We start from the raw sequence: 18,384 nt of genomic DNA on the forward strand, positions 1-18,384 counted from the left end.
CTACATGATCTCGCTTGTTTCCGGCAGGCACAAGGCCACTCAGAAGAAGCGGGCGAGTTCTACCAGTAAGCCTTGCAGATACATGTGAGCATGTGTTTGGCGTAGAGCATCCCCTACACGCGCGAGACGCGAGAGCACCTGCAGGCCATTCGGGTTTAAGTTGGACGGGAAGCCAGTGATAGCGCAAGCGGAAGAATAGAAGGTTTACTGCAGGGCTGCATTCTCCACCTGATCCAGCGCGAGCAGTACCTCCTGGAGGCGATCATGTGTCGCGACAGTCATGGGATGGTCTGTACCAAGCGCCTTCTCACGGATATGCAAGGCCCGTTGATACAAGGTCACTGCCTCCTGGAGTTGGCCCTGCGCCTGCCAGAAACCGGCGAAATCATGCAGTATTTCAGCGGCTCCATCACTCTCAGGACCCAGGTGTTGTTCACGAATACTCAATGCCCGTAGGTAGAGCGGCTTGGCACGCTCATAGTCCTCCAGTACGGTGTAGAGATTCGCCAACCCGCGCAATGTATCGCTCACCGATAGATGCTCAGAACCTACTTGCTGTTCACGAATACGCAAGGCTCGCAAGTAGACTGGCTCCGCCTCTGCATATCTGCCTTGCTTTTGATAAAGATTTGCCAATTCGTAGAGAGCCATAGCGACATCAAGATGCTCAGGACCCAACTGCTGTTCACGGATACGCAAGGCTCGCAGATAGAGCGGCTCGGCTTGCTCATACTTTCCCTGTTGCACATTGACATAAGCAAGGCCAATGAGTGGAAATGCCACGCGAGGATGCTCAAGCCCTAACTGCTGTTCCATGATGTGCAACGCCCGTTGATAGAGAGCTTCGGCCTGCGTATACTTCTCCTGTAAGGTATAAATGTAAGACAAACCGTTTAATGATTTTGCAACCTGTAAAGATTCGGATCCCAACGTCTGCTCAAGGATATGAATTGAGCGCAGGTAGAGCGGTTCGGCTTCCCCATACTTGCCTTGATTGGTGTAGAGGTTGGCTAACGCATTCAGCGGAGCAGCGACCTGGGCATGCTCGGATCCGAACTGCTGTTCTAGAAGATGGATTGCGCGCAAGTTGAGGGGTTCGGCTTCCGCATATCTTCCCTGGTCACTGTAGAGGACAGCCAGATTGTTCAGGGTCCTTGCCGTATCAACATGCTCAGGGCCAAGCTGCTCCTCCAGGATACGAAAGGCTTGTAGGTAGAGGGGTTCGGCTTCCGCATATCTTCCCTGTTTACTGTAGAGGACTGCCAGATTGTTCATAGTCCTCGCCGTGTCGGGATGCTCAGTTCCCAACAGCTCTTCACGAAGACGCAAGGCGCGTTGATAGAGTGGCTCAGCAAGTGTGTACAAGGCGCGTTCCTGCAGGTAGGTCGCCGTGCGATCAAGAAGCTCCGCAGCCTCAGGAAACTGGAGGTGATACTCCTGGATGAGGTGATCGCAGGCCTGGGCGTGCTCCAGATAGCGCTGGCACTGCGGCCAGGAAGCTATCGGATCGGTTGGATCGGCGGGGAAGGCTGCATGCAGCGCCCGCACCAGGCCCTCGGCCCACTGACGCCGCTCCTGCCCAGCAAGACGCTCCACCTGCACCACCTGTACCAGCCGATGGATACTCAACAGGCGCTCCTCGGGGAAACGCTTGACCAGGGAATATGCCAGCAAGAGTTTGAGCATCTGACTGAATGTGAAGTAATTGGAGACCGCCTGCTGGAGCGCAGGGGGCCAATGCGCAGCGCCCTGGGACAGTAGTTCCTCAGGGATGTGATCCGGGGCCAGAAAGGCGCAGAGTTGCAGCAGCTCTGCGGCGGCCGGATTCGCCTGCTCGACCTGTTGAAAGGCGAGATCCCAGGTGGTGGCGACCGAGTCGGGATAATGTGTGATCTGCCAGCCACGCTGTGCGAGCAAGGCATGACGATGGTGCTGATAGAGCTGGAGATACTCCCTCACACTCGATCCCGTCTCTTCGATATACGCTCCTGCCTGGTCGAGCGCCAGCGGGAACAGCCCCAGAGCTATTGCCAGATTGGTCGCATCATCGATCTCTTCAGCCGCGGCCAGAGCTTCGCGTTGCGCCCGCCGAAGGAGGAGGTGTGTCCCCTCAGCTACTCCCATCGTGTCGAGTTCAATGGATAGAGCCAGCGCGCCTACCGCATGGACACGTGTTGTAAGCAGGATATCTCCGTTGCCACCCTGGGGGAGATAGGCGGGAAGAAAGGTCAAATCATCCGCATTGTCGAAAATGAGCAGCCACGGCTCCTCACAGCTCTCCAGCCAGCCGATGCAAGCATGCGCTCGCTTGCGTTGATCTATTTCACCGGCTGTGGCGCGCAAGGCTGGCACCTGGTCCGCGATGGCGGCAAAGCTGCTGAGCAGCGCCTCTTCACTGGCGGACGCGATCCAGAGCGTATGCGTATAGCGTCCCTGTTCATGTGCTCGATAGGCATATTCTACCGCGATCTGCGTCTTGCCGATTCCCCCCAATCCCTTAATAGCCTGGGCCTGCGTCAGGGCTACCTGGCGAAGGCTCATTGTTGCCTCTGCATCAGCAGGCGCGAACCGTTGATGCACGTGTTCGAGGGTAGCAGCGCGCCCGGTGAAATGAGGATTGCGAGCATAGGGGACGATCCAGAGCGCCAGTTTTTGGACAGGCTCGACCTCTGAGGGTGTGATCTCAGTGGGCTCCGGCTCCGACGTCGATATATCCTCTTCCACAAGTCCCAGTTCCTGGGCGCTCAGGCCAAAGAGGGCACAGAGCTTGACACGGTAGTAGGCACTGGGTTGCTGGATGCCTCGCTCCCAGCGCTGGATGGTGATCAAGCATTCTCTGGATCGCGCCCGCGCCTTTCCAAGTCAGCAGAGCCGTCCGCTTGAGGTGCCAGCTCGGCATGGACACAAAGCGCGTTCGACCCAGGTTCAGCTTGCCTTCGGACACATGACCCTCTTGCCCCCACGCAATGAGCCGCAAGCGAGCAACGAACCCTTGACCGTCTGGGTCATCCGCGTCTGGGAAGAACTGGCTCCCGAAGATGAAAAACCGTTGGAGTGGGTCTTGTTGACCTCGGTTCCCACCACGACGCTCGAACAAGCATGGGAGCGTGTGGACTGGTATCGGCATCGCTGGCTGGTCGAGGAGTATCACCAATGCCTCAAAAGCGGGTGTCGCATCGAGGAACGGCAATTGCAAACGGTTGACGCTCTGATGCGCTTGTTGGGGGTGTTGTCTCCACTTGCCGTGCGCTTGTTGCAGGTGCGTGCCTACGCTCGTGAAGAACCACAACGCCCAGCTTCTGAGGTGATCGAGCCTTTGATGCTTGCGGTGTTGGCTCAGCGCTCTGCTCACTTGCCTGCCACCATGACACTGGGCACCTTCTGGGTGGAAGTCGCACGTCTGGGTGGCTCGTCTTTCGCGCCGTCATGATGGTCCTCCTGGATGGCGAACCATCTGGAAAGGCTGGCTCTCCTTGCAAACGCTTCTTGAGGGCGCGCATCTCGCTCTTCACCTCTATTTGTAGATGTGGGTAAGAATCAGGCCTTCAGGCATGGGGATAGAAGCGAGTCCTTTTGTGGTGGATAGAGTGGAGGGGAATATTTCCCTCTTGACACTCTCCACCTTTCCTTCTATACTAGAACAAGTGTTTTTGTACATACACAACCCAAAAGTGTTTCCTGGGTTGCAAGGTAAATTCGCGTCCTTGCGCAAAAATGCTTGCGTACACGTGTCCCTGTACCTCTCGAAAGGTCTTTAAGAGCCCACAAGCCGCCTTTCACACAAGAGAGTAATACACTATAGGCTCGGACGGAGCCTTCAGGAAGCTTCGGCCTCCTGAGAAGCCCCCGCATTTATGCGTGGGGAGTCGTCACTAAACTCCTAATTCCTCACCCACCCCAAACCACCCGTCGAGAATATGCACGACTATAGGAATATGGAGGCACATCACCCCTCGCTGGGGCAGGCCGGGCACAAGAAAAAGACGGTGAGATCCCCCCTTTTCGCGCTTTCACTGGTGGAGGGGAGAACACACTGGGAATGCACGGTATTTCCCACCGTCTCTTGACACCGCCCTCGCACCTCTGGTACCCTCATCATGTGCTGCTGCTCATGCAGAACCATCCTCGGGCAGGACCAGGCTCACCACATGGGGCCAAACAATACGAGGAGAGCAACTCGGCGCGAAGCATCGCCTCAGGTTCCTCAGCCGCCCCCCCTGGTGTTCTCGCAGTAGGGAAACGTAGGAGCAGAGGCAACAGCTTCTATGTAGACGCAACCAATGCACCATGAAAGGAGCATGCCATATGGACCACGCCTCCACCCCTCCATCGCCAGGAGCACCAGCCACTGATGGCGAGCGTCGGGTCGCCATCACGGCCCAACTCGCCGAGATGGAATCTGGACAACACGTCTTTGTCACTGTCCATCTGGTCTGCCATTTCCCATGCACCCTCAGCCTGGATTGGCTCAGCCCAACCGGGCAAGGCAAACGCCTCCTGGACCTCGAGCCACCCGCCGCCCACCGTCTCTACCTCCAGGAGGTGGTGGCTCCAGGCGATATCCTCGTCATCAGTGTCAGCCCTGCCCCCTCCTCCCCGGATGAGGATGTCGAGGAGGGTGACACCTGCTACTTCCAGGTCCTTCCGGGACAAGTCCACCCCCATGACCTGATCTGCCGGGCCATCGAGAATGACGACGCCCACACCACCTTTGACCTCTCCATCAGCCATCTCCCCACCCGCTATCAACCGCACCATCTCCCTGACGTCCCTCTCCCCTGGAGCACAGAAGAGCGAGAAGGAAGCATTTGAGTCGTCGCTTGCCCCATGGGGCAAGCCGACTGCAGCGCCTTCCGACGCTTCCTCTCACTCTTTCCGCCCGTTTACTTCCCTGCCAGTTGGGCCACAACCGGCGCGAAGGCACGCATATACTCGGCGCGGATAACAAGATATGAGACGCCCAGGCGCTCGCGCCAGAGCTGGATACGCTCGACCATTTGTTCGGTGGTTCCGAGCATGACGTACGGATTGGCAAGCACCTGCTCAACCGTGGCGTCTGTCAGTTCTCTTTCGCGGATATATTGTTCCGCGGCCTCCTGCTGATTGTGTGCCAGGGCGAAGCCGGAGATAAGAATATTCAACTCGATGGACGAAAAACGCTCGCCCGCGGCCTCGCGAATCCACCCGACTTTTTCGGTCAGGGTATCCTCAATATTTTCTGTGGCATCGACTGTGCCATTATCATTCACCTTGACGTGCAGACCAATAACATTGGCTTCGCGCGCAGCCAGGCTCAGGAGTTTTTTGCCACCACCACCCATGACGATCGGCGGGTGAGGACGCTGAATGGGTTTTGGCGTCACGTTGAGATCGGTCACGGTATAGTGTTTGCCGGTGAAATTGACGGGTTCATCGCTGGAGCTTTGTTTAATAATCTTTAAGGCTTCTTCCAGGCGTTCAATGCGTAGTCCGGCACGTTCAAAGGGCACACCAACCTGGTCGTATTCCGGTCGATTCCAGCCCGCTCCAATGCCCAGTTCAAAACGTCCACCGGAGAGCATATCCAGCGCCGCCACCTCTTTCGCGAGAAGGACCGGGTGACGAAGATCGTTGTTATAGACCAGTGTGCCAATTCTCAAGGTTTTCGTCGCGTCCGCGGCTGCCATGAGGGAGGCCAGAGGGAAAAAATCGTTGGTAAAGTGATCTGGCTGCAAGAGGGTAGAGTAGCCCAGATCTTCGGCCTCTCGTGCCCGTGTGATCCATTCTTCGCGGGTAGGGGCGCCATCTGTAATGATGCCAAAGCGAAACGGTCGTACGTGTGGCATGTATCTTCTCCTGATTCCTTTGATACGGCTATGTTCACAGACAATTTTGTCGGCCTGTTAAAATTTTGTCATACATCATGGCTGTTTGCCAGAACAGTCTCTATCTCAGGTTCAGCTTGTGTCCCGTTTTTCGTCTCGTTAAATGGGTTGGGTTCAGCCTCGATCATTTCCAGTACGGCTTTCTCTTCTACGCTTTGTGGTAAAGAATCTGTCGGAACGGTGTCAATTTGTCAGGCTTGAGCAGCCATGCTATAGTAAGGGAACATTAATACGCCGTCGTCCATGGCGAGCCACGTGGTCTCTACGACTACCGCTCTCAATCACTGCACACAGCCTGCCAGTGCTTAGGGATCTCGCTCCCAGAGGGAGGCCAGTTCCACAGCGCGGAGCGGAAGGCCGGGCATGGCTATGCGCTGGTAGTTTGTAGATACGAGCGCTCGCGGCCGAATGTGGGCGCGTTTCCCACGCAAATGGTTAAAAAGCCAGCGTAGCGCTACCCCTGCTCGAAGGTGCCAAATTCATCTCTCGCGCCACCTCGGAACACGCCCGGGGAACTTTTCATCGCCCAGCCGGTGGCAGACATCTTTCAGCCGCTCGTAGGCGCCCTGCCATTCCAGATCGGCGAGCGTTTCCTTCAATGGCACATCCTCGCGCAGCGTAGCCAGTTTGCGGAAAAGCAGCGCCTCAGCCCAGTGCTGTGCCAGGCTCTCAGCCAGGCGCGCCGCGCGGCTGGCGCTCAACCCCCAGGTTTGCGGATCTGCAGGGATCGCCTCGAGGTGCTCGTATTTTGCAAGCACGGCCGCTGCGGATTTTTCACCCCAGCCCGGGATGCCGGGGAATCCGTCGGCCGCATCGCCCACCAGCCCAAGCCAGTCGGGGATCGACTGCGGGCGCACGCCAAATTTCTCCACCACGCCCGCCTCATCGATGAGAATATCGCGGCGGCGGTCCCAGCCAACGATGCGGCTTCCAGAGACCAGCTGGGCCAGATCCTTATCCGGCGAGCAGATCACGATCTGTTCGACCCCAGCTTCGTTCTTGAAACGGGCGGTCGCGCTGGACAGGGCATCGTCGGCCTCGAACTCCACCATCGACCAGACCACCAGCCCAAGCGCGGAAACAGCCTCTTCGGCCAGCGGGAACTGGGCTATCAGGTTGGGGTCAACGCCCGCGCCTGTCTTGTAGCTGGGGTACTGGTCGTTACGGAAGGACTCGATCACGTGATCGAACGCGCAGGCCACGTGGGTGATGCCAGGCGTAGTCAAGAGCATCAACAGGCTGCGTAAAAGGCCCAGCGTTGCGCCGACCTCGCGCCCATCTGGTGCCTTGCGCGGCGGCGCGCCAAAGTGGCTGCGAAACAGCTCATAGGTACCATCCACTAGGTAGATCTTCATAGATTATCTGGTGCTCCTCCCATAATTTCAGAATTGTCCAGCCTCTGCGAAAATAGACATCACCATAGGGCAAGATAAATGATGTCATCTGTATACTTTTAACGATCTGGATGATCGATGCATACATTGCTGTCTTCGTCGTTTATCTTATCACGAAAGACACATCCGTTGTTCTCATCTGGACGAGGTGCGCCGCTCTGGCTACCATCATCTTCACGTTGTAAATCCCAACATTGAGCGGGTGAAATCTGCATAAGGTAATAGGGAAGGGCCTGCTCGCAGGTTTGACAAAAAGAAAAAGCCCCGAACAATTTCTGTTCGAGGCTTTTTCTTTTTGTTCGTTCATCAGCGATTGCCTGATAGGTTAGCATCCTGAGGCACATCCCAATGCGACTTTCACTTGATTGCAATTTATTGCCACAGAGCAGCCACACGAGCAGCCTCGTGCCTGCCCTGCTCTCGTCCCAAATCGGCGGCGATTCCTCGCAGGGAGGGATCGAGCGCGTTGCCTCCAACGGAGGCCAGGGCAGCCTTCATTGCCTCATCGGGCGTGATCACCTCTATCTGCGCTCCCTCACGCTGCAAACGCTCTCTCTGCTCATCCAGGCTTTCCAGGAAAGGGAATGGAGGTAGATCGGGCTGGAGTACCAGGACCTTGTCGAAACCAGCTGCCAGGTCCAGATTTGCTATCGAGTAGCACCCGCCATCTATATAGCGACGCTGATTGATGGTAGCAGGAGGCCACGTATAGGGTAACGCGGAGCTAGCCATCACCGCGTCAACCAGCTCAACCCCAGAATCCCTTTTGAAAATGATTCGTTCGCCGCTGAACGCATCAACAGCCACGATCTCTAACCGGCTTTGAGGCCAGCTATACACCGGCAACCGTGAGACAATTACCTCCCGGCGCCCTGCCTCTGGCGCTGTAGGAACTGCTAACGCCAGAGCGCCGATGCGTTGCAGAATCTCTGAACCGGTTCCTCCTGCTTTGAAAGCGCGTGTGAATTCAGCGAGCATCTTCTCAAAGTCCGGCTGCGGTACCAGTTCGTGAGCCTGTAACGCTGGATCAACCTGCCGCTGGAAGAGTTCATCCAGTGCAAGGCCACTGGTAATCTGTGCTGACACGTTGGCACCTGCCGAAGTTCCCACAAACAAGTCGGCATTACGAATATCTATCCCGGCTTCCGCCAGTCCCACCAGCAGCCCGGTCTCCCAGGCAATTCCTACTATTCCCCCTCCGCCGAGCACTAACGCGTATGTTGTCATCGTTGTATTCCCTATGAATTGCTCAAAGTCGGGCTGATCGTTGTGCATTCTCTTCCTCCTCAGTAATGTTTTCATCACTTATCTATGGGAGAGTATAGCAAGAGAATGGCGACAACCTTATGTCATAATTCCGCGTGGTGACGAGCAGTTTTTTGAGCCTCTTGCTGAACACGAGTGCGCAACTCTTCTGGAGCAAGTATTTCAGCGTCGGTGCCCAGGCTCAATAAGACTCGCACAAGCCAATCGTACTCCTCTGGTTGCCAGTGCAAACGAAGCAATCCTTCGCCATTGTCCTGACGTTGTAGGCGGGGACCCAGATAAGCATTGTGTTCCAGGCGAAGAACGCCACGGGCTGTCAGGTGGACACGTACCTCAGGAAATGAAGGATGTTCGCGGGTGGGGATTGGGATAGGGTGTTCCAATGGTGGTGGAGGCGATGGGGCGGTTTTCACGTCCAGAAAACGGTCAACTCGGTAGATGCGCCATGCCTGGCGCTCATGGGAGTAGGCATCGCAGTACCAGAGACCTTCGTGAGTACGCAGGTAGGTCGGCAGGATCGTTTGCTGCGAGACACCTTTTTCGGAGCGATAGGTTACGCAGACCCACTGTTGCTTGCGTGCACTTTCCAGAAGCTGATCGAGAAACGGAGTCGGATAGGGCAGAGAGGGGACGTTGAGAGAAAGTGTGTTTGTAAGCTGTTCAAGATGCTCGCTCTCGTGTTGGGGCAGCAAGGTCTGGATTTTGGCGAGCAGCGATTCGCGCTCCTGTTTGAAGGGAGTCGCGCTGAGTTGAGAGAGACTGCTCAGTGCCAGGCGCAACAAGAGGGCTTCGTGCAAGGTCAAAGCGAGCGGGGGCAGGGTATAATCCAGTGGTAAGCTATAGCCGCCAGTGACACCCAGGTCGGCGGCGATGGGAATGCCCATTTCGCAGAGAGCGTCGATATCTCGCTGAATGGTGCGCCGGGACACCTCAAAATGCTGGGCAATCTCTGCGGCGCTGCGTTTGCCTGTTTGTAAGAGCAAAAGGATAGCGGTCAGGCGGTCAATACGATTCATCTATAAACTCTCGTTGTGGGCCTTTTTCGATCTGTTCAGCAAAATCGATGCGTTCACCATCTTACTTGATCGTTGGGGAGAAAGCAAGGCGTATTTTTATGGCAGTGGTTGCTTTTAATCAGATGAGAGGCTGACTGTTGATTGTCGAATAACTTGGCTCATGTCCAAATTTGGGCTGTATGAGCTTATCAAGGGCGAAACCTTTTTCTCAATCGGCTTGGAGAGGCATGGCGATTTTTGCCTCTTTTACTATTTATGAGCTTACCCCCAAGTGTGGATATGAGCCAGAAAACATGCGCGCTCTGACGCATATCTTTTCTCTGCATTCCTTCTCACCACTGCGGAAGGACGCCAATTTACAAGATGTTGATGGAAAAAGTTGGATATGGAGCCGATTCTCCAGGTCTTGAACCGTCGATTCCTATGATTGGCGCTACTTATCAAGTGACTTCCCGCCTTGGCAAACGGTCTTCTACCATTTCCGACGCTTGCGCCTCAAAGGCATGCGCAAGAGCCGCGCCTTGGACAATCCTGAGATGCTCATTGCCTGTTTTCCCTTCATTCTGCTTCATTTATAGAGCGTAGTTTAAAATGCTCAATACACTTTTTCTTTGCTCCATCCATGATGCCATCTCGCGTTCCCATCAGGGATGCCGTGACTCTTTCCCTGGCTTCCTCTCTCTTGATGGTTCGCGTGACGATGTGAAGCCAACGCTTCCTTCGACGCGCTTCGTTGCGCAATCTGGATGCAGAAGTCTCACATCAACCCTTCCAATAGCAGAGTAGTACCAATAAGATCTTTTCCCAGTTCTTTCCCCACTCTCCTGATGGAGCTTTCTACGTTTTGATGAAGCGTGCTGCTCGCCTTTCACCGTCTTCTGAGACACACACTTCATAGCGGCCAAGCCAGGATTGGTGAGGGTTTGCCCCATGCTGGATACATCGCGCCAGCAGTCAGAACTGATGACGTGTGTGGCTGAAGGTGCCCTTGGCGAACGCGAGGATCTTGGTGGGCTTGACCTCGAACACGAGGGCCATTCCACCATTTTTGTGGTAAAGGCCGCCCGTTGCGCCCCTCGTATTGCCATCGCCCATCCCATTTGGTGCCCCATACCTCGGCGAGGCGTTCGAGCATGTCATTGTCAGTGAGTGAGACGGCATCGCCCTCGACCACGACATCGAGTCCTGCGTCCCAGTGATTGCTTGCGTTAACTTCATCGGCGGATCGCTTTTTCCTGTTTCATCTGGCTGATATTCCTCTCTCAGCATCAGGGATGTGGCTCTGGTCATCGGGTCACAAAGCGCGTCGAGCAGTGCCTCTTGAGAGAGCATACCATATGGACCCGAAGAATCTTCTTCCATCTTGCTCATTTTGCCGCACAGGGCACGCGCCTTGTATTGCCAAGCAGGCTCTAATAATAAAAAGCTACAGCGTCTGCATCTGGAACTGTACCAGTAATTTTAATGAGCAGTTCTTCATGGATCTGTGGGACGCTGCGCTGCTGTTGATAGCGCAGCATCCCCACGAGCGCAATCACATCCAGCCCAAACTCCCCGTGAGGCAGTGCCCATCCGCCTTCCTCTTCCGGTCGCGTCGGCTGATGGAAGCGTGAGCACTTCATGTTGCTACAACGATACACTTTCAGCGTGAGCCGCGTGACTCCCTGGAGCGTTGCCACGGTCCGATGACTGTGGTGGCCCATGCGCATCTGGCTTCCACACGCTCGGCAAGTCGTCTCAAACAGGTCAAGCGTCACCTGATGGGCCGCGGGGGGCCGGCACTCCAGAAGCCTCCTTACGTGTAAGAACAGAGAGATCTGTGCGACACCTCACCCTCTGGCTAGATCTGGAGGAGCAACTTCCCTGTGGTATTGCTTGTTTCGATGAGTCGATGCGCCTCCGCTGCCTGTTCCAGCCGGAGCACGTGCGGCATCTCGACTCGCACCATGCCCCTGGCCAGAAGATCGAAGACTTGGCAAGCCGCTGTGGCAGTTACATGTGGTGCCCGTTTGGTCAGGGAGCTAAAGCTGTAACCCAGCACAGCCCAGTTGTTGGCCAGTAAGTCTGAGGGGAGCAGCGGCAGATCAGGCTGATTGCTGGCATTGCCGAAGATCACCAGGCGGCCAAACGGGGCCAGCAGTTGGAGACTTTGACTGCGCGTGGGTTCGCCCGCGGCATCGAGGATGATATCTACGCCTCGGCCCTCGGTGAACTGCTGGATCTCGCGCACAAAATCGGCGCGCAGAACCACCTGGTTGTAGCCAAGAGCGCGGGCATGGGCAATTTTCTCCGCGCTGCCAACGGTCCCAATGATCTGACCCGCCCCCAGATGGCGAGCAATCTGAACTGCCAGGCTGCCGACGCCTCCGGTTGCCGCATGAATCAAGATCGTCTCGCCTGCCCGCACGCGTGCCATATCCACTAGCAGTTGATAGGCTGTCACGCCCACCAATGGGAGAGCTGCTACCTGCGCCAGGTCGATAGCCCGTTCAAAGCCGTCTAGCGGAAACGTCAGCTCTGCCGAGGCCAGGGCGAATTCCGCGTAACCTCCTGCCAGGGTGAGCGCGGCCACTGGCTGTCCCACCTGCAAGCCTGTCACGCCTTCGCCAAGCGCGTGGATCACGCCGGATACCTCCATGCCGGGGACTGCCGGAAACTGTGCCACATGATACTGTCCCCGCCGCACCATGATATCGGCAAAATTGATGCTCGCGTAACTGACGCGAATACTCACCTGCCCCGCGGCAGGTTGGGGCTCCGGTAGTTCTTGCATCTCAAGCACATCTGGATTGCCATAACGAGAAAAACGAATTGCACGCATTTTCTCGCTCTTTCTGTTGAGTATATATGTTACGATTCAGCCGTTTCTGGACATTGATCTCTGAGATAGTGTTCGTAAAATTCCATTTTCTGATGAACCGCATCGAGCACCATATCCAACTGGCAGCGCTGTTCATAGAGTCGCTGCTCGTGCTGGCGTAGCATAACCAGACGCCGCTCGACAGGCTGAGCAGAGAGCTCGTTACGCCGAATTCGTTCAAGCAAACATCCATCTGCGGTGAATTCAGCAATCTCTTCCAGCGACATGCCGGTTTGTTTCAGTTCCAGCAGGAAACGCAAAAAATGGACATCCGCTTTTGTAAACTGTAGGATCCCGCTCTCTGTGCGTTGGATAGGCGGCAAGATGCCACATTTCTCATAAAAACGAATTGTATAGGCCGAGATCCTGGTCGCTTCAGCAACCTCTTGAATGGTCATCGATGGGGTCAGCGCATCCAAAGATGAAAACTGTACGTTAAGGTGTGGATGCTCTGACATCAGTCTTAAAAAGCTTTGTGTTTCTTGCAAAGGGGATCTCGTGATTATCGTGTCAGTTTCTTTGATGAGATGGAAAGTGACCAGAGGGATTCCAGGGTTGCATTCCCACCACTCGCGATGACGACGACTGGTTTGCTCACAGAAAACGCTCGCTGATAGCGCTGCGCTGCTGCTAGTGCAACAGCTCCTGCTGGTTCAAGCACCAGATGAGTCTCGGCAAATGCGTCGAGCATTGCCTCAGCAATTTGTGTCTCACTGACCGTTACCATCTCATCGACATAGCGGCCAATGATGGCATAGGGAAGCGCACCCAGAGACTGGACGCGAATGGCATCAGCAATACTGGCACTTGCGGCTGGTAAGGTCACTAACGTTCCTTGAGAGAAGGATTGGCAGGCATCATTTTCCCACTCGGGCTCCACGCCAATGATTTGAATGGAGGGATCAGTGGATTTGATTGCTAGAGCGATGCCGGCAATCAACCCGCCGCCGCCCACGGGGACAAAGACAGCGGCAGGGCGACACTGCTCCACGATTTCGAGTCCAATTGTTCCCTGTCCGATGATAATATCGCGGTGATCATAGGGAGGAATGAGCACGAATCCGTGTTCATTCGCCTGGTCTTCCGCCATGAGTTGTCGTGCTTTCGAGGTGGACTCTGCCCAAACGATGGTTGCCCGTATCGATGAGTTCGTTCTACCTTATGCGCAGGAGCGTCTGGAGACATCACAATGGTCGCTGGAATCCTCTGTTGCTGAGCTGCTAATGCCACCGCCTGGGCATGATTCCCGGTGGAATAGGCGATGACTCCCCGCAACCGTTGCTCATCGGTCAGTCTTGCTAAGCAATAAGAGGCGCCACGGATTTTGAACGATCCCGAACGCTGGAGGCTCTCGGCTTTGAGCAGAATGGGATGTCCTGTGGAAGTTGTCAACGATGGAGTCGCCACAATTGGCGTGGTCATGATCTGCCCGGCAAGCATGCCTTGGGCGAGACGAAAATCAGTGAGTGTAATATCCAAGTTCATAAGTCTACTCCTCAACAGAGAAATTTTCGAAAGAAGGAGTGAGTGGTTTCTTCCAACAAATGGCGCAAAGGTTGTTGCGGGCTAAGACCAGCGAGAGCAATACGACTGCTCAGATCGGTCAACTGGGTTATCAGTTCCTGCTGTAAGGTCACTGGCAGACGAGGCCAGAGTTGTAAGGTGAACCGCTCATGGGCAACGTAGAGGCCAATGGCAGTGGCAAGGTAACGATTCCACGCCCATATCCCTGCTGTCTTCATTTCTTCCTCAGAGAGAATGCCGATAATTCCATTGGACGAGATCATCCATCAGCTCGGTTGATCGGCTTTGTGTCATAAAGCTTCTCCTGTTCTGAGTATCTTGTCATTAGTATATCTTATCAGGTATACTAATGACAAGATACTCAGACCCCCGGTCAAAGCGAAAGGAACAATCTATGATGGGCTTTCCAATACTTTCCGCTGAGATACTTCGTTCACTCGTCTCTCTTGAGGATCTCCTTGATCCTGTCGCACATGCCTTTGTTCAGTATAGTCAGCGCACAGCCGAGGTGACTTCTCCTGGGCTTCTCGGCTTCCTTGCGCCTGGAAAAGCGCACATCAAATCTGCGTATATCCATGGTCATCCCTTTTTGAGGTTTCTCCAGGATACGCTCCAAAATAGTAACTGTTCAGAAGGGTCACGCAGTTGGGGAAACACCTTGCGTCTGTTAGAGTATATGCATGAGAATGGATGAGGAATGAAGCCAACTACGTCAAGCAAAACACGACTTACGTGAAGAACTCAGGCAAGCGATCAAAGCCATTGAAGCGCAGCAGGAGCACATCAAGATGCTTGAAGAACTCATCACTTCTCAGCAGGAGCACTAAGGTGGACCCCTTTGTAGTGGCCCCATGCATTTAGGCATTCTGAGACATGTTTATATGTGCGCAAGGGTAGTGTTGCATTGTCTACTCTCGCCAATACCATCCTTTTCGCGTATTCAACGTCTCGTCCAGTGCATAGCAGGCTGTAATCAGTGCCAGATGAGAAAAAGCCTGTGGGAAGTTTCCCACGGCATTTATGCCGGAACTGATTTCTTCAGCATACAACCCCACATGATTGCTCATTGATAACAGCTTTTCCAGGCGCATGCGCGCCTCCTCCAATTTATTTATACGCACCAGGTTTTCTATCATCCAAAAGCAACAAGCGGTGAATGCTCCTTCAGGACTCCGCCCCAGGCCATCATCTGCTGCAGTTTTCTGATCATAACGCCGTACAGTTGTTGTTCCGACTGTAAGCTCTTCCTTAATGTGCTCTATTGTCGCAACAACTCGTGGCTCATGTGGTCCTGTAAAGTGTTTTAAGAGCAGTAACAGAGCGCTTGCGTCCACTGCGTCGCTGCCATAGTACTGCGTGAAACAGTTTCTCTGCTCATTCCAGCCCTCTTGCATAATCTGATCATAGCTCTCCGCTCTGATTTGTTCCCAGGTGGAGAGTGGCGCGGGCCACCCCCAGTCTCTCGCTATACGCAAAGCACGGTCAAACGCAACCCAACACATCAGGCGTGAATGCAGAAATGGTTTTTCTCCTCCTCTTACTTCCCAGATACCGTTGTCCGGTTCTTTCCAGTGCCGGCTGAGCCAATTCAGCAAGCGGCAGAGGTTTTGCCACAGGTTGTAGGAGATCGCATCATAGTTATTGTAAATATAAATGGCATCCATCAACTCACCGTAGATGTCCAGTTGTTTTTGCGTGTAGGCTCCATTGCCAATGCGCACCGGGCGGCTGCCTCGATACCCTGCAAGATGATCGAGCGTTGATTCCTTCAAATCCTGCTCTCCAGTAATGCCATACATCGGTTGCAGCGTCCCATTCTCCTTCAACTCATGGCAGCGTTCGTTTAGCCAACCAGTGAAAGCCTCCCCCTCTTCTGTAAAGCCCAGTTTTAGTAGGCTGTCAAGCGTAAAAGCAGCGTCTCGTAACCAGCTATAGCGGTAATCCCAGTTGCGGCTTCCTCCCAGTGTTTCAGGCAAACTGGTGGTCGGAGCGGCAACGATCGCACCAGTTGGTGCATAGGTGAGCAGCTTCAGCACCAGCGCCGAACGCTGTACCATTTCGCGCCAGCGTCCCTGGTAGGTGCAGTTCGAAAGCCAGCGATACCAGTAGTGTAGCGTTTCGTACAACAGGTCCTGGTATGCTGCTTCCGTGAGTGGACCGGGCAAATACTCTAGTTCGCGGTCGCTGATGAGTTGAAAATGAGCGGATTCTCCTCTTTGCAATGTGAAGGTGGCTGTTACTCCTCCTTTCTCGTCCCTCTCGAGAGGAACTGGTGAGGTCAAATAGAGGTCGAACTCGTGGCCGTGAAAAATCGCGCCTCCTGCAACTAATTCAACGTGATGCGGGTCTCTTGCATAGTTAAATGCGGGTCGGCAGGTCAATTTGATTGGCAACGTGCCGACTGCACCGGCAATAGAACGTACAAGATTATGTCGATACTGGGCTGCATGCTTCTCTTTGATAGGCATGAAGTCTGTCAGTTCCCCTCCGCCGTAATCGCTAATAAAGCGTGTCAGTACGACGTTCGTTTCCGGCAGGTAAATTTGGAGGTACTTAGTATTTGCATAATCAGACGTGAGACGGAACATACCACCCTTATCAGCATCCAGAATCGCGCCGAAAACGCTTGGCGAGTCAAAGCGCGGCAGGCAGTACCAGTCGATAGTTCCATCAATACCAACCAGTGCGACGGTATGCAGGTTGCCAATAATAGCATGATCTTCAATCGGTAGGTAATCTCCCTCAAGGTTTGAAGCATATTTCATGGCTATATTCCTTTCTCGATCCTTTTATACGGGGAAGGTTACAAGACAGACGATGCCCTCTGCTAACACCCCCATGAAAATCACGTATATGGCGTACACCTCGTCTTTCAATATCTCTTATGGGTCTCATCTCTTTGTGAAGCGCTTCAAGGATACTCATGCACGAGACTTTTTTATCAAACCGCGCCAGAAGACCCCTGTTTTTGAAACATGGGGATGAATGGCGCGTTCCTTTTGTGAGGTGGATAGGGTGGCTTCATGCCGAACACTGCACAAAAACAGGGTAAGCTCAAAATCAGCGCGTCTCTATCGATATGAGCGAACTAGATATTGCTCAAGATCCGGCTTTCGCCAAACGTCGCCAGTACTACATGAGCTGGCGCAGAGTCGAAGTTGTCTCCGAGGGCCATTGGAAACGGTTTACTCCCTAATGGGGTGTGTGGGAACTGGTTCGTAGATGCCGCGCAAAACGAGCGAGGAGCAACCGAACGTACACGGCCAGAAGCAGAGCGAGCGTCTCGACGAGGAGAGGGCGCTTGCGTCCTTTCACGCATGTCTGCGCGATCTTCTCCGCAGAGAAGGGCGGACTCCTCAACGGTTTTGACGCGGATGCCGCATCCATGATGGCGCGACGCGCAGCGCGCGTCCCTCCCGATCCGTTCGCGTTCAGCCACGCGCCTGGACGGCGAGCGGCCTCAGCTTTGGCAAGATTGCGATCCTGTCGTTTCTCGTCCTCCATACCAGCTTCGGCGATAAAGGAGGTCCCATCCTGAAGCTGGCCCACCACATCGGGCAGGTAATCATGGGGTTTCCCCTCAAAGGTGTAGCCAATGGCAAAGGGAGCCTGTTTGGGGATGGGCAATCGGTACATGGCTGCAAATGAAGGGCCAATGTCTCCATCCCGTGTTTCTCGCCTTCTTATTCTATCAGCTTGTCCATCATACAGGAGCGGAGGAGATGCCGGTAGGAGCGAGATGCAGAAAGAGGCTTGGTTAAAAGTCCAAGCCTCTTTTTCATAGCTCGTAAAGCGCGAGAAAACAATAAAGCAGGAAGTAACCGTTAACATATCTATATAGCTTTCGTTCTTATGCAATGCCTTATAGGTTGTATTACCGTTTTTCTGAGGACGAGAAGAAAGAGGAAGTAATGGTTGACCTATTTGCATGTTTGCATGGAGGTATTGCATGCTGTTTAAAGTGAGAAACAGAGTGAGTGCCCGACATGAACTCGCGCTCACGCTCTTGGTGCCCTCTGCCATCGTTTTCGCTACCTGGTCGTTTCTTGGGCCACTGCTCCAGCTCGTTGGGTTATTGCTGTGTGGCATCGCCGTCCCCTTTGCTCTGATTCTGATTCTGGTCCCGCTTAGCGCGCCCACCACACGCTCTCGTCCCTCTTCTACGGCTTTTTTTGCGCCTGCCTGGAGCGTGCCAACAAATGATTCTTTGCCATATGTGCCACGCAACCTCAACGAAATGTATCAGCTCTTGGACCCCTGGAACCCACGGGTTGCGCAACGAGGTGTTGTAGTGTTTATCGCCATCAAAACCCAGTTTCTCCTCATCGTCACCCGATTAAAAAGCCGCTTCTGAAGAGTCTGGGGTCATGGACACAATGAGAGAAAACACGACAAGAGATATGAGCAACCGGAGATCGTCACAGAAGTATCACAGAAGGCAGGAGCCTGTGTTTTCGCAG

16 protein-coding genes and 1 pseudogene are annotated in these 18,384 nt (G+C 54.3%); 3 read left to right on the forward strand and 14 right to left on the reverse strand.

Annotation, left to right across the window (positions count from 1 at the left end; translation table 11 throughout):
• Positions 1-204: 204 nt before the first annotated feature.
• Positions 205-2,829, reverse strand: a complete 2,625-nt coding sequence (locus tag KTE_RS39510; protein WP_201391669.1) for a tetratricopeptide repeat protein — start codon at positions 2,827-2,829, stop codon at positions 205-207.
• Here KTE_RS39510 and KTE_RS39515 point away from each other — a divergent pair.
• Together KTE_RS39515 and KTE_RS39520 are read left to right on the forward strand one after the other, a co-directional pair.
• Positions 2,798-3,430, forward strand: coding sequence for an IS4 family transposase (locus KTE_RS39515; protein ID WP_201391671.1), 633 nt, complete (start codon positions 2,798-2,800; stop codon positions 3,428-3,430). The two genes, KTE_RS39510 and KTE_RS39515, sit on opposite strands and share 32 nt — an antisense overlap.
• An 875-nt stretch (positions 3,431-4,305) precedes the next feature.
• Entirely contained in the window at positions 4,306-4,812 is a 507-nt protein-coding gene (locus KTE_RS39520) for a hypothetical protein (RefSeq protein WP_201391673.1), read from the forward strand.
• A gap of 71 nt (positions 4,813-4,883) precedes the next feature.
• Here KTE_RS39520 and KTE_RS39525 read toward each other — a convergent pair whose 3' ends face one another.
• From KTE_RS39525 to KTE_RS39585, 13 genes and pseudogenes are all read right to left on the reverse strand, one after another.
• The gene (locus KTE_RS39525) at positions 4,884-5,825 is read right to left on the reverse strand and encodes a TIGR03621 family F420-dependent LLM class oxidoreductase (RefSeq protein WP_201391675.1); all 942 of its coding nucleotides are present in this window, start codon (positions 5,823-5,825) and stop codon (positions 4,884-4,886) included.
• A 518-nt stretch (positions 5,826-6,343) separates the two neighbouring features.
• Positions 6,344-7,219: a 5'-3' exonuclease H3TH domain-containing protein gene (locus KTE_RS39530; protein ID WP_201391677.1), complete on the reverse strand. Its 876-nt coding sequence runs from the start codon at positions 7,217-7,219 to the stop codon at positions 6,344-6,346.
• Between the two features lie 98 nt (positions 7,220-7,317).
• Positions 7,318-7,590 (reverse strand): hypothetical protein, encoded by a 273-nt coding sequence (locus KTE_RS39535; RefSeq protein WP_201391679.1) that lies wholly within the window; start codon positions 7,588-7,590, stop codon positions 7,318-7,320.
• Between the two features lie 40 nt (positions 7,591-7,630).
• Positions 7,631-8,533: a patatin-like phospholipase family protein gene (locus KTE_RS39540; RefSeq protein WP_236600937.1), complete on the reverse strand. Its 903-nt coding sequence runs from the start codon at positions 8,531-8,533 to the stop codon at positions 7,631-7,633.
• 74 nt (positions 8,534-8,607) lie between these two features.
• Positions 8,608-9,540 (reverse strand): YafY family protein, encoded by a 933-nt coding sequence (locus KTE_RS39545; RefSeq protein WP_201391681.1) that lies wholly within the window; start codon positions 9,538-9,540, stop codon positions 8,608-8,610.
• A gap of 954 nt (positions 9,541-10,494) precedes the next feature.
• Positions 10,495-10,902, reverse strand: a complete 408-nt coding sequence (locus KTE_RS39550; protein ID WP_201391683.1) for a hypothetical protein — start codon at positions 10,900-10,902, stop codon at positions 10,495-10,497.
• 50 nt (positions 10,903-10,952) lie between these two features.
• Positions 10,953-11,243 carry a hypothetical protein gene (locus KTE_RS39555; protein WP_201391685.1) on the reverse strand — a complete coding sequence of 97 codons (291 nt, stop codon included), beginning with the start codon at positions 11,241-11,243 and terminating at the stop codon, positions 10,953-10,955.
• Between the two features lie 137 nt (positions 11,244-11,380).
• Positions 11,381-12,361, reverse strand: coding sequence for a zinc-binding dehydrogenase (locus KTE_RS39560; protein ID WP_201391687.1), 981 nt, complete (start codon positions 12,359-12,361; stop codon positions 11,381-11,383).
• Positions 12,362-12,390: 29 nt separating this feature from the next.
• Positions 12,391-12,888 carry a MerR family transcriptional regulator gene (locus KTE_RS39565; protein WP_201391688.1) on the reverse strand — a complete coding sequence of 166 codons (498 nt, stop codon included), beginning with the start codon at positions 12,886-12,888 and terminating at the stop codon, positions 12,391-12,393.
• A gap of 14 nt (positions 12,889-12,902) precedes the next feature.
• Positions 12,903-13,885, reverse strand: a pseudogene (locus KTE_RS48405) (pyridoxal-phosphate dependent enzyme).
• An 11-nt stretch (positions 13,886-13,896) separates the two neighbouring features.
• Entirely contained in the window at positions 13,897-14,187 is a 291-nt protein-coding gene (locus tag KTE_RS39575) for a hypothetical protein (RefSeq protein ID WP_201391690.1), read from the reverse strand.
• A 645-nt stretch (positions 14,188-14,832) separates the two neighbouring features.
• A complete protein-coding gene (locus KTE_RS39580; protein ID WP_201391692.1) occupies positions 14,833-16,689 on the reverse strand; it encodes a glycoside hydrolase family 15 protein in 1,857 nt (618 codons plus the stop codon).
• Positions 16,690-17,116: 427 nt separating this feature from the next.
• Positions 17,117-17,755 (reverse strand): hypothetical protein, encoded by a 639-nt coding sequence (locus KTE_RS39585; RefSeq protein ID WP_201391694.1) that lies wholly within the window; start codon positions 17,753-17,755, stop codon positions 17,117-17,119.
• A 142-nt stretch (positions 17,756-17,897) separates the two neighbouring features.
• Here KTE_RS39585 and KTE_RS39590 point away from each other — a divergent pair, with 142 nt between their 5' ends.
• Complete coding sequence (locus tag KTE_RS39590) at positions 17,898-18,278, forward strand: hypothetical protein (RefSeq protein WP_201391696.1); 381 nt, start codon at positions 17,898-17,900, stop codon at positions 18,276-18,278.
• Positions 18,279-18,384 lie beyond the last annotated feature (106 nt).

The organism is Ktedonobacter sp. SOSP1-85 (assembly GCF_016587415.1).
Classification (GTDB): Bacteria; Chloroflexota; Ktedonobacteria; order Ktedonobacterales; family Ktedonobacteraceae; genus Ktedonobacter.